11 protein-coding genes are annotated in these 11,434 nt (G+C 71.3%); 6 read left to right on the plus strand and 5 right to left on the minus strand.

Annotation, left to right across the window (positions count from 1 at the left end; translation table 11 throughout):
- Positions 1–2,310, minus strand: a 2,310-nt coding sequence (locus tag ACIQRL_RS20160) for a DEAD/DEAH box helicase (RefSeq protein ID WP_401333016.1), incomplete at its 3' end; no start/stop codon positions are given.
- A gap of 278 nt (positions 2,311–2,588) precedes the next feature.
- Between ACIQRL_RS20160 and ACIQRL_RS20165 the strand changes: the two genes are divergently transcribed.
- Entirely contained in the window at positions 2,589–3,350 is a 762-nt protein-coding gene (locus ACIQRL_RS20165) for a ferritin-like fold-containing protein (RefSeq protein WP_401333018.1), read from the plus strand.
- Between the two features lie 61 nt (positions 3,351–3,411).
- Here the strand turns inward: ACIQRL_RS20165 and ACIQRL_RS20170 are convergent, their stop codons facing one another.
- From ACIQRL_RS20170 to ACIQRL_RS20185, 4 genes are all read right to left on the minus strand, one after another.
- A complete protein-coding gene (locus ACIQRL_RS20170; RefSeq protein ID WP_401333020.1) occupies positions 3,412–3,681 on the minus strand; it encodes a hypothetical protein in 270 nt (89 codons plus the stop codon).
- Positions 3,682–3,931: 250 nt separating this feature from the next.
- Positions 3,932–4,159 carry a DUF3107 domain-containing protein gene (locus tag ACIQRL_RS20175; RefSeq protein WP_328558121.1) on the minus strand — a complete coding sequence of 76 codons (228 nt, stop codon included), beginning with the start codon at positions 4,157–4,159 and terminating at the stop codon, positions 3,932–3,934.
- Positions 4,160–4,341: 182 nt separating this feature from the next.
- Positions 4,342–4,983, minus strand: a complete 642-nt coding sequence (locus ACIQRL_RS20180; protein WP_401333022.1) for a TetR/AcrR family transcriptional regulator — start codon at positions 4,981–4,983, stop codon at positions 4,342–4,344.
- Positions 4,984–5,170: 187 nt separating this feature from the next.
- On the minus strand, positions 5,171–5,389 hold the full coding sequence (locus tag ACIQRL_RS20185; protein ID WP_401333024.1) for a hypothetical protein: 219 nt from the start codon (positions 5,387–5,389) through the stop codon (positions 5,171–5,173).
- A 159-nt stretch (positions 5,390–5,548) separates the two neighbouring features.
- Between ACIQRL_RS20185 and ACIQRL_RS20190 the strand changes: the two genes are divergently transcribed.
- From ACIQRL_RS20190 to ACIQRL_RS20210, 5 genes are all read left to right on the plus strand, one after another.
- Positions 5,549–6,538, plus strand: a complete 990-nt coding sequence (locus ACIQRL_RS20190) for an alpha/beta fold hydrolase (protein WP_401333025.1) — start codon at positions 5,549–5,551, stop codon at positions 6,536–6,538.
- Positions 6,539–6,546: 8 nt separating this feature from the next.
- Entirely contained in the window at positions 6,547–8,175 is a 1,629-nt protein-coding gene (locus tag ACIQRL_RS20195; RefSeq protein ID WP_401333027.1) for a DUF3152 domain-containing protein, read from the plus strand.
- 56 nt (positions 8,176–8,231) lie between these two features.
- Positions 8,232–8,324: an Ms4533A family Cys-rich leader peptide gene (locus ACIQRL_RS20200; protein ID WP_328553587.1), complete on the plus strand. Its 93-nt coding sequence runs from the start codon at positions 8,232–8,234 to the stop codon at positions 8,322–8,324.
- A 200-nt stretch (positions 8,325–8,524) separates the two neighbouring features.
- Positions 8,525–10,243 carry an ABC transporter substrate-binding protein gene (locus ACIQRL_RS20205; RefSeq protein ID WP_401333030.1) on the plus strand — a complete coding sequence of 573 codons (1,719 nt, stop codon included), beginning with the start codon at positions 8,525–8,527 and terminating at the stop codon, positions 10,241–10,243.
- A 4-nt stretch (positions 10,244–10,247) separates the two neighbouring features.
- Positions 10,248–11,408, plus strand: a complete 1,161-nt coding sequence (locus tag ACIQRL_RS20210) for an ABC transporter permease (protein WP_401333032.1) — start codon at positions 10,248–10,250, stop codon at positions 11,406–11,408.
- Positions 11,409–11,434 lie beyond the last annotated feature (26 nt).

The following is an 11,434-nucleotide window of genomic DNA, read 5'->3' on the forward strand; positions in this document are numbered from 1 at the left end:
CTTGGCGCGGGTGCGCCGGGGCTTGGTCTCGGTCACGGTCTCGGCGACCTCGGTGGCGACGGCCTCGACGGTGTCGAGGACGGCCTCCGCGGCCTTACGGGTCCGGCGCCGCACGGGCTTTGCCTCGGCGTCGTCGGTGGCCTGGGCCGGGATGTCGGTGTCGGCGACGGCCTTGCGGGTGCGTCGGCGTACGGGCTTGGCGTCCGTCGCGTCGGCGGTCTCGGCGGTGTCCGTGACGGTGGTCGCGGCCTTGGCGCGGGTGCGCCGGGGCTTGGTCTCGGTCACGGTCTCGGCGACCTCGGTGGCGACGGCCTCGACGGTGTCGAGGACGGCCTCCGCGGCCTTGCGGGTCCGGCGCCGCACGGGCTTGGCCGGAGCCTCGGTGACCTCGGCGGGCTCGGCGACCGTCTCGGCGACGGGCGCCGTCTCGACGGCCTTGCGGGTCCGACGGCGGGCGGGCCTGGCCGGAGCCTCGGCGACGACCTCGGCGGCGACGCTCTCGACCACGGCCTCCGCGGCGGTCACCGCGGCCTCCGCCGGCTCGACGACCGTCTCGGCGGCCTTCCGGGTCCGGCGACGGCGCGGGGCGGCCGGCTCTTCGCTGACGCCCTCCGCCGTCGCGACGGCGGCTTCGGCGGCCTCGGTCACGGGGGCTGCCACAGCGGCGGCGGCCACCGGCTCGGAGCCCGTTCCACCGCGGGTACGCCGACGGCGGCGCGGCGTACGGGGCTCGGTGGCCTCGGCCGACGCGGGAGACTCCGTGGTCACCTCGGGGGACGTGGACGCGGACGTCTCGTCCGTCGTCGCACCGTTGCGCGTACGACGGCGCTGACGCGGCGTGCGCGCAGGGCGCTCATGTTCGCGCTCGGTGGCCGACGGCGCGGCCGTACGGCCACCGCGGCCACGCGGGCCGCCACGGCCACCGGTCTCGCCCAGGTCTTCGACCACCTCGGCCGCGAGCCCGGCGCGGGTGCGCTCGGAACGCGGCAGGACACCCTTGGTGCCGGCCGGGATGCTCAGTTCCTCGAAGAGGTGCGGGGACGTGGAGTACGTCTCCGGCGGGTTGCCGAAGCCGAGGTCCAGCGCCTTGTTGATGAGCTGCCAGCGCGGGATGTCGTCCCAGTCGACGAGGGTGATCGCGATGCCCTTGGCACCCGCGCGGCCGGTCCGGCCGATGCGGTGCAGGTACGTCTTCTCGTCCTCGGGGGACTGGTAGTTGATGACGTGGGTGACACCCTCGACGTCGATACCGCGGGCCGCGACGTCGGTGCAGACGAGGACGTCGACCTTGCCGTTGCGGAACGCGCGCAGCGCCTGCTCGCGGGCGCCCTGGCCGAGGTCGCCGTGGACCGCGCCGGAGGCGAAGCCGCGCTGCTGGAGCTGGTCGGCGAGGTCGGCCGCCGTGCGCTTGGTGCGGCAGAAGACCATGGCCAGGCCGCGGCCGTCGGCCTGCAGTATGCGGGCGACGAGCTCGGGCTTGTCCATGTTGTGCGCGCGGTAGATGAACTGCGCGGTGTTGCGGACCGTCGCGCCCGAGTCGTCCGGCTCGGAGGCGCGGATGTGCGTGGGCTGCGACATGTAGCGGCGCGCGAGACCGATGACCGCGCCCGGCATGGTGGCCGAGAACAGCATCGTCTGACGGCGGGGCGGCAGCATGTTCATGATCTTCTCGACGTCGGGCAGGAAGCCCAGGTCGAGCATCTCGTCGGCCTCGTCGAGGACGAGCGCCTTGATGTGCTTGAGGTTGAGCTTCTTCTGGCCCGCGAGGTCCAGCAGCCGGCCCGGGGTGCCGACGATCACGTCGACGCCCTTCTTCAGGGCCTCCACCTGGGGCTCGTACGCCCGGCCGCCGTAGATGGCGAGAACGCGTACGTTGCGGACCTTGCCCGCGGTCAGCAGGTCGTTCGTCACCTGGGTGCACAGCTCGCGCGTCGGGACGACGACGAGGGCCTGCGGTGCGTCGGTGAGCTGCTCGGGCTTGGCCCGGCCCGCCTCGACGTCCGCGGGGACGGTGACGCGCTCCAGGAGCGGGAGGCCGAAGCCCAGCGTCTTGCCGGTGCCGGTCTTGGCCTGGCCGATGACGTCGGAGCCGGAAAGGGCTACCGGGAGCGTCATCTCCTGGATGGGGAAGGGGTTGATGATGCCGACGGCCTCGAGGGCTTCGGCGGTCTCAGGAAGGATTCCGAGGTCTCGGAAAGTCGTAGTCAGGGTGCTGCCTCTTCTGTGTACGCGGTGCGAGGCGAGCGCGGGGGTCGTGACGGGACCGTGCCGGGGACGTCGGCCGCTCTTGACGGGCGGGCCGAGTGGCATGGGACCACTGCCGACGCTCGAGCTCTCGTGCCGCTGAGGGTTCCCTCCGGATGCCGTACGCAAGGTGCCGTACCGGCGAGGAGGGCTGTCGGGTCGGAGCCGATCGGGCCACCGACCGGGCATCCTCATTCGTGCGGCCCGTCGAATTTACTCGCCGGGCGCATTACCACCATACCCCGGAATCACGCACATGTGATGGCCGATTTGGTCACGTAGTCGTCGTCACACTGGTTGACCAGGGACTTCCCTCGTGCTGTGAGCGGGCTATTGTGCGCTTCATGACGACGCCTGACAACGCCGCTGAAAAGCCCGCCGAGGCCCCCGCCGACACCGCCCCCGCGGCCACCGGAGTCGCCGCGCAGAACTGGGACACGGCCTCGGCCGAGCCGCAGTACCGCGCCGCGGTCGTGGACCTGCTCGGAGCGCTCGCGTACGGCGAGCTCGCGGCGTTCGAGCGGCTCGCGGAGGACGCCAAGCTGGCGCCCACGCTCAGCGACAAAGCGGAGCTGGCGAAGATGGCGTCGTCCGAGTTCCATCACTTCGAGCAGCTCCGGGACCGGCTCTCCGCGGTCGGCGCGGAGCCGACGCAGGCGATGGAGCCCTTCGTCGCCGCGCTCGACGGCTTCCACCGGCAGACGGCTCCCTCGGACTGGCTGGAGGGGCTCGTCAAGGCGTACGTCGGCGACTCGATCGCCAGTGACTTCTACCGCGAGGTCGCGGCCCGCCTCGACTCGGACACCCGCAAGCTCGTCCTCGGCGTCCTCGACGACACCGGTCACGCCGGCTTCGCCATCGAGAAGGTGCGCGCCGCGATCGACGCCGACCCGCGGGTGGGCGGCAGGCTCGCGCTGTGGGCGCGACGGCTGATGGGCGAGGCCCTGTCCCAGTCGCAGCGCGTGGTCGCCGACCGGGACGCCCTGTCGACGATGCTCGTGGGCGGCGTCGCGGACGGTTTCGATCTCGCGGAGGTCGGCCGGATGTTCTCCCGGATCACCGAGGCGCACACCAAGCGGATGGCCGCACTGGGCCTCGCCGCCTAGGACCTGTCCGGCTGTCTAGGGGCGCGGTGCACGGTCGCGGGAGCGGCGCCCGCGGAACGGCTTACGCCGTCGCCGAGCGGCGCCGAAACCGCTCCTCGGGGCGGAGCAGCAGCGACAGCAGTGCCGCGGAGACCACCGCCGCGCCGAGAAGGATGGCCAGAAAGTGGCCGGAGCCCAGTGCCGTGTGCGTCAGGAAGGCGCCGAACAGGGCTCCCGCCACGCCGGTCGACAGGACCAGGGCGCGTGCCGGCATCCGGTGGGGCAGGCGGTACGAGGCCGCCCACGCCAGCGCGAGACCGAGCAGCGCGGAGCCGAGCGCTTCCAAGAACATGGTGATTGGTCCCTCCCGCACGGCCGGTGCAAATCGGTCGTAGCCGCTCCTACCCCTGACGTGTGGAACGCAACCCTCCCCTGTGTCCGGCATGTGCTCCATCTGTGGACGGGAGCGGCAGGGGAGCGGACGGGAGCGGCAGGGGATAAGGGAACAGGTACGGCAAGGGGTGGGGGAACCGCGAGAGCAAGGAATAGGGGAAGGGCCCGGTGACCAGGTCACCGGGCCCTTCCCCTACCACTGCGCTGCTCTACAGAGCGCTGAATCCGACCTTGCGCTGCGTGGGCTCGCCGAGCTCCACGTACGCCAGCCGGTCGGCCGGAACCAGGACCTTGCGGCCGTGGTCGTCCACGAGGCTCAGCAGCTGCGACTTGCCGGCCAGCGCCTCGGACACCGCGCGCTCGACCTCTTCCGGGGTCTGACCGCTCTCCAGAACGATCTCGCGGGGCGCGTGCAGCACGCCGATCTTGACCTCCACGGCTTTGTCCCTCCGACGGTCAGTCATGTGCGCGTTCGTACGCGCCGTACGCAGCACACATTAGCCCGGCGAGGGGAGGTGCACGCTCCGCCCGGGAACGCCAGGAGCGAACAGCGGACGGGAACAAAGAAGCGGCCGGGGGGTGTGCCCCGGCCGCTTCCTCGGTGTCGTGATGCGGCGGGTCAGTGGTTCTCGCTGCCGTGCAGCGGGAACCCCGCGATGCCCCGCCAGGCGAGCGAGGTCAGCAACTGGACCGCCTGGTCGCGCGGGACACTGTGGTCGCTGTGCAGCCAGGAACGGGCCACCACCTGGGCCAGACCGCCGAGGCCCGAGGCGAGGAGCATCGACTCCGCGCGCGAGAGACCGGTGTCCTCGGCGATGACGTCGCAGATCGCCTCGGCGCACTCGTGCGTCACCTTGTCGACGCGCTCGCGCACCGCCGGCTCGTTGGTCAGGTCCGACTCGAAGACCAGCCGGAACGCGCCGCCGTCGTCCTCCACGTACGCGAAGTAGGCGTCCATGGTGGCGCGGACGCGCAGCTTGTTGTCCGAAGTCGACGCGAGCGCCGTCCGAACGGCCTGGAGCAGGGACTCGCAGTGCTGGTCGAGCAGGGCGAGGTACAGATCGAGCTTGCCCGGGAAGTGCTGGTAGAGAACCGGCTTGCTGACGCCCGCGCGCTCGGCGATGTCGTCCATGGCGGCCGAGTGATATCCCTGAGCAACGAAAACTTCCTGGGCGGCGCCGAGGAGCTGGTTGCGTCGGGCACGGCGCGGCAGGCGAGTGCCCCGCGGGCGTGCTGCCTCTGTCTGCTCGATGGCTGTCACGCCGCCTCCCAAAATTGTCCACGTGCGGTGTGCGCCGCGCCGCCATCGTACTTTTCGGTAACCCTGCTGTGTGCGGTGCGAGCGCAGAATTTCACGGACCGGACGCCGACGGGGACGGCGCACAGCGGGCCGAAGGGGACGAGCTGGGCACCCGGCCCTCCCGACGGCCTTGATCAGCGCTGTCGCGTCACCTGTAGTCGTCCTCGTTCAGCCGGACGACCCGGGCCTGCTCGGCGAGATCCGCCTCGTCGGCGTTGAGGCGGTCGCCCGGGGGCTCCGGGTCGACGTCGTCCGCCGGGTCCAGCTCGGCGGACTGCTCGACGACATCGGCCTCGGGGGCCTCCGCGTCGAGGATTTCCCGGAACTGGTCGTCGAATGTTCCGGGGTCTGTCGGGTCGACTGTCATGGTTCCTCTTCCCGAACGGTACGAGTGCGCTCCTGACGTACGTGCGAGTGCCCTCGTTCGAAGCCTAGGAGACACGCGATCCGGACGCTATGCGATCCGCTCGCGATCTGTGACGGCGAACACATGAGTCCCCGCGTGATCGTCTCGTAACATTGCGGCATGTCTTCGACCGAACTCCCTTCCGCACCGGCCGCCACCGTCCTGCCGAGGGTCGGCGCCGTCAGGGTCGCGGAGGGGGAGCGGCTGCGATCGGTCGGGCTGCCCGGCATCACGCTGACGATCCGGTCGAGACCGCCGGTCAGGGAGGACCTGCCGCCCGCGCTGTACGTGCACGGTCTGGGCGGTTCCTCGCAGAACTGGTCGGCGCTGATGTCGATGCTCGACGGGCTCGTGGAGAGCGAGGCCCTCGACCTGCCGGGCTTCGGTGACTCGCCGCCGCCGGACGACGGCGACTACTCGGTCACCGGACACGCGCGCGCGGTCATCCGCTATCTCGACGCGTCCGGACGAGGCCCCGTACACCTTTTCGGCAATTCCCTCGGCGGAGCCGTCACGACCCGCGTCGCGGCCGTCCGGCCCGATCTCGTCCGGACGCTCGCCCTGGTGTCCCCCGCGCTGCCCGAGATCCGCGCGCAGCGCACCGCCTGGCCGACGGCGCTGCTGGCGCTGCCGGGGGTGGCGGGCCTGTTCACCAGGCTCACCAAGGAATGGAGTGCTGAGCAGCGCGTACGGGGGGTGCTGGCCCTCTGTTACGGCGATCCCGGCATCGTGACCCCCGAGGGGTTCCGCGACGCGGTCGAGGAGATGGAACGGCGGCTCGCCCTGCCCTACTTCTGGGACGCGATGGCACGCTCCGCGCGCGGGGTCGTGAACGCCTACACGCTGGGCGGCCAGCACGGGCTGTGGCGTCAGGCCGAACGGGTGCTCGCCCCGACGCTCCTGGTCTACGGCGGACGGGACCAACTTGTCGGCTACCGTATGGCGCAGCGCGCGGCTCGTGCCTTCCGCGACTCCCGGCTGTTGTGCCTGCCGGAGGCGGGGCACGTCGCCATGATGGAGTACCCGGAGACGGTGGCCACCGCCTTCCGTGAACTCCTCGCGGATCTGGGAGAGTTGACCCCTTCGGTGGCAATCGGCGCGGAGAGCTGAGGCGGGAAGTGGGACGACACAGTCGTCGGGGGCGGGCCGACAAGACGGACACCTCGCAGACGCGGGCGGTTCCGGCACAGGAAGCGGCACCCGCTGCGGCACCGGGCCCGGACGGCGCCCGCCGCACGGCGACCCGTCCGACCGGCCCCCTGGGCCCCTATCCGCCCTCGGCCGGCGCACCGCAACGAGGTGGACCGCGCTTCGACGACGCGACCCCCGCGCACGGCTTCCCGCGGACGGCCGACGGCACTCCCGCGCGCGGGGTGCCGCGTCACCAGGACGGCACCCCGGCCCAGGGCGTGCCGCGCTTTCCCGACGGGACTCCGGCGCACGGCTTCCCGCGGACGGCCGAGGGCACTCCCGCGCGCGGGGTGCCACGCTTCGCGGACGGGACTCCGGCCCAGGGCGTCCCGCGTTTCGACGACGGCACCCCGGCGCGCGGGGTGCCGCGTTTTTTCGACGGGACCCCGGCGCACGGCGTGCCGCAGGTGCGGGGCGGGCATCCCGAGCAGCGTGAACAGGGCGGCGGCTGGGGGGAGTCCGGGGCCGGCGTGGCTCCGCAGGGCGCACCTCCGGGACCGAGGGTCCCCCGCCAGCGTCAGCAGGCCGTGACGGCCCCCCGGCAGGCGTACGTCGACGCGTTCGACCTCGACTCGCAGGAGAGCGGCGGTCTTCCCACGGCTCGCGGCGGTGCCTCGGGGCGGACCGCCGGCCCCCGTACCGCCGGCCCCCCCGGTTCCGCCGCCGACGGGAACGCCGAGTCCACCGGGGCCGGTGGGCGGCCGCTGCCGGAGACCGACGAGCAGGACGAGGGCAAGGCCCGCAAGGGATGGGCGTTCACCGGGATCGCGGCGGCCGCCGTCACCACCGTGCTGGCCGTCGTCGTGGCGGGGCAGATGACCTCGGGACAGCACGACACCGCCACGCGGACGGAATCCGCCGACGGTGCCGGCCGGGTGACCCAGGACTCCGCCTCGCGCGGAGACGACCGGCCGACCCAGTCGGGCCAGCCGAACGTGGCCGCGGCGGCCCTGACGTACGACCAGAAGATGGCCAGGACGTACCCGCTCGGAGCGAAGCTCAAGGCGTCGGGGAAGTTCGACGCGGTGCCCGGAGTCGCCAAGGCGCCAGGCAAGGGGCACAAGTACACCTATCGCGTCGACATCGAAGAGGGACTCGGTCTGGACGGCGCGCTGTTCGCCGACGCCGTGCAGAAGACCCTGAACGACCCACGGAGCTGGGCCCACGGCGGCGCCCGCACCTTCGAGCGGATCTACACCGGCAAACCGGACTTCGTCATCACGCTGGCGAGTCCCGGCACCACCGCCGAGTGGTGCGCCAAGTCGGGGCTCGACACCACGGAGGACAACGTGTCGTGCGACTCGGCGTCCACCGAGCGCGTCATGATCAACGCGTACCGCTGGGCCCAGGGCTCCAAGACCTACGGCTTCGGTGACAAGATTCACTCCTACCGGCAGATGCTGATCAACCACGAGGTCGGCCACCGGCTCGGATACGGGCACGTCTCCTGCCAGAAGGACGGCGATCTCGCCCCGGTCATGCAGCAGCAGACCAAGTTCCTCGACCACGACGGAATCCACTGTCTGCCCAACCCCTGGCCCTATCCCGGGAGTTGACGGAAAGCGCTCGCATCGCTTTGACATGCGTCGAAAGATCGTTCATATTTCTCCGCATGTCACCCCGTCACGCCTCCGTTCGCGCCGCTCTTGAGCTGGCGCTCTTCGGCGTGACCGCGCTCTGCGTGGCCGACATTCACTGTTGCTGACGCCCGCCCCCGGCGAGTGCGTCGCTTTCCTTCCCGTCTTGTCTCCGTGCGCCCCCGAACCTCCGCGGTTCGGCGCGCCCGTGCCTCTTTCGGTCCGGTCGGACTCCGACGCCTGACGCCCTGGGCGAGCTCCGCGCTCTTCCGTCTCACTCCGCGTCATTCCGTCTCAGTATCCGAGTCATCCGAGAGGTCGTCTTCCGATGCGTCAACCGTCCGTCATAGCGCGCCGCGTGGCCGCGGCATCCGTCAGCCTGGTCGTGGCAGCGGGCGCCGCCGCCTGCGGGCCGAAGGACAACGATGCCAAGAGCTCCGGTGGCGACTCCCAGCCCCACAAGGGCGGCACGCTCACCGTCCTGAACGCCAACCCGCAGCAGGACTTCGACCCCGCGCGGCTCTACACGTCCGGCGGCGGCAACGTGCCCTCGCTCGTCTTCCGTACGCTCACCACCCGCAACCGCGAGAACGGGGCCCCCGGCGCCCAGGTCGTCCCCGACCTCGCCACCGACACGGGCCGCCCGAGCAAGAACGCGACCGTGTGGACGTACACCCTGAAGAAGGGCCTCAAGTACGAGGACGGCACGCCGATCACCTCCGCCGACATCAAGTACGGCATCGAGCGCTCCTTCGCCGCCGAGCTCTCCGGGGGCGCGCCCTACCTGAGGGACTGGCTGATCGGCGGGGCCGGCTACCAGGGGCCCTACAAGGACAAGAAGGGCCTCGACTCGATCGAGACGCCGGACGCGCTGACCATCGTCTTCCACCTGAACAAGCCGGAGGGCGAGTTCCCCTACCTGGCCACGCAGACGCAGTTCACGCCCGTCCCGAAGGCCAAGGACACCGGCACGAAGTACGAGGAGCACCCGGTCTCCTCGGGTCCGTACAAGGTCGTCAGGAACGAGAACGACGGCGAGCGCCTCACCCTGGAGCGCAACACTTACTGGTCCGCTTCGACCGACGCCGAGCGCAAGGCCTACCCGGACAAGATCGACGTACGGTCCGGCCTGGACTCCTCCGTGATCAACCAGCGGCTGTCCTCCTCCCAGGGCGCGGACGCCACCGCCGTCACCACGGACACCAACCTCGGCCCGGCCGAGCTCGCCAAGGTGACCGGGGACAAGGCGCTGGCCTCGCGCGTCGGCACCGGGCACTTCGGCTACACGAACTACCTCGCCTTCAACCCGAAGGTGAAGCCGTTCGACGACCCGAAGGTGCGCCAGGCGATCTCGTACGCCATCGACCGCAGTTCGGTGATCAACGCCGCGGGCGGCTCGTCGCTCGCCGAGCCCGCGACGACGTACCTGCCGAACCAGAAGTCCTTCGGCTACACGCCGTACGACCTGTTCCCGGCGGGCGCGTCCGGCAACGCGGCCAAGGCCAAGGAACTGCTGGCGCAGGCGGGCCACAAGAACGGCCTGACCATCACGCTCACCCATTCCAACAGCAAGAACTTCGAGACCAGCCCGGAGATCGCGACCGCCGTCCAGGACGCGCTCAAGAAGGCCGGCATCACCGTCAAGCTCCAGGGTCTGGAGGAGAACGACTACAGCGACAAGGTCCAGAGCGTCAAGACCGAGCCGGGCTTCTTCCTCGCCCACTGGGGTGCCGACTGGCCCTCCGGCGGCCCCTTCCTCGCCCCGATCTTCGACGGCCGGCAGATCGTCAAGGACGGAGCCAACTTCAACACCGGCCTCCTCGACGACAAGTCCGTCAATGACGAGATTGACGCGATCAACAAGTTGACCGATCTTGACGAGGCCGCCAAGCGCTGGGGCGCACTGGACAAGAAGATCGGTGAGCAGGCGCTGACCGTCCCGCTGTTCCACCCGGTCTACAAGCGCCTGTACGGCGAGGGCGTCAAGAACATCGTGATCAGCGACTGGACCGGCGTTCTGGACATCTCCCAGGTCGCGGTGAAGTAGCGCCGTGAGCGAGGCACTTGTCGCCTCCTCGGCCCCCGTGACGGACGTGTCCGTCACGGGGGCTTCGGGGGCCCGTCAGTTCTGGCGGCGGCTGCGTGCGCAGCGCGCCGCCCTCGTCGCGGCGGCCGTCGTCGTGCTGCTCGTCCTGGTCGCGCTCGCCGCGCCGCTGCTCACGGCGATCGAGGGCCAGGACCCCACCACCTACCACCCCACGCTGGTGGACTCCGCCCGCGGCGGCGTCCCCGTCGGCCCGCTCGGCGGCATCGGCGCCGACCACTGGCTCGGTGTCGAACCCCAGACCGGCCGCGACCTGTTCGCACGCCTCGTGTACGGCGCCCGGGTCTCCCTCGGCGTCGCGCTCGCGGCGACCCTGGTGCAGGTCCTCATCGCCGTCGTCGTCGGCGTCGCGGCCGCGCTCGGGAACCGATGGGTCGATCAACTGTTGAGCCGCGTCACGGAGATCATCGTCGCGATGCCACTGATGATCATGTCGTTGGCGCTGCTGGCCATCGTGCCCGGCAGCTTCCCGCGTCCCGTCCTGGTCGCCCTCGTCATCGGGCTGATCTCCTGGGGCGTCCTCGCGAAGATCGTGCGCGCCCAGACGCTCACGCTCAAGCAGCTCGACTACGTCGCCGCGGCCCGCCTCAGCGGCTGGGGCACCTGGCGCATCGCCCGACGCGAGCTGCTGCCGGGCCTCGCCGCCCCGCTCATCACGTACTCCGCGCTCCTCGTGCCGATGAACATCGGTGTCGAGGCGGCCCTGTCGTTCCTCGGCGTCGGTGTGAAGCCCCCGACGCCGTCCTGGGGACAGATGCTGACCGCGGCCGACGTCTGGTACCAGGCCGCGCCGCAGTACCTGCTGCTGCCCGCCGGCGCGCTGTTCGTCACCGTCCTGGCCCTGACCGTCCTCGGTGACGGCGTGCGCATCGCCCTGGACCCGCGCGCGGCTTCGCGCCTGCGCGTCGGTACGGGCCGCAGGCGCGAGGCCAAGGCGGACGCGAGCACGGAGGTACCCGTCGGCGGCGCGAGCGTGCCCCGGCAGGACGCCGGAACGCCCCCGCCGGGGGCGGATGTGCCCCGGCGGGATGCCGGAACGGCCTTGCCGGGCGCGGCTGTGCCCCGGCCGGGCGCGCCCGCCGACGAGACGAAGGAGGCCACGGCATGAGCGGCTTCGGCACGAAGGAGGCCACG

The organism is Streptomyces sp. NPDC091209, from assembly GCF_044757755.1.
Lineage (GTDB): Bacteria > Actinomycetota > Actinomycetes > Streptomycetales > Streptomycetaceae > Streptomyces.

Excerpts from the sequence above, each read along its gene's own strand:
- ACIQRL_RS20165 (WP_401333018.1), top strand. The coding sequence starts at position 2,589 with ATGACGACGCCTGACAACGCCGCTGAAAAGCCCGCCGAGGCCCCCGCC.
- ACIQRL_RS20170 (WP_401333020.1), bottom strand. The coding sequence starts at position 3,681 with ATGTTCTTGGAAGCGCTCGGCTCCGCGCTGCTCGGTCTCGCGCTGGCG.
- ACIQRL_RS20185 (WP_401333024.1), bottom strand. The coding sequence starts at position 5,389 with ATGACAGTCGACCCGACAGACCCCGGAACATTCGACGACCAGTTCCGG.
- ACIQRL_RS20190 (WP_401333025.1), top strand. The coding sequence starts at position 5,549 with ATGTCTTCGACCGAACTCCCTTCCGCACCGGCCGCCACCGTCCTGCCG.
- ACIQRL_RS20200 (WP_328553587.1), top strand. The coding sequence starts at position 8,232 with ATGTCACCCCGTCACGCCTCCGTTCGCGCCGCTCTTGAGCTGGCGCTC.
- ACIQRL_RS20205 (WP_401333030.1), top strand. The coding sequence starts at position 8,525 with ATGCGTCAACCGTCCGTCATAGCGCGCCGCGTGGCCGCGGCATCCGTC.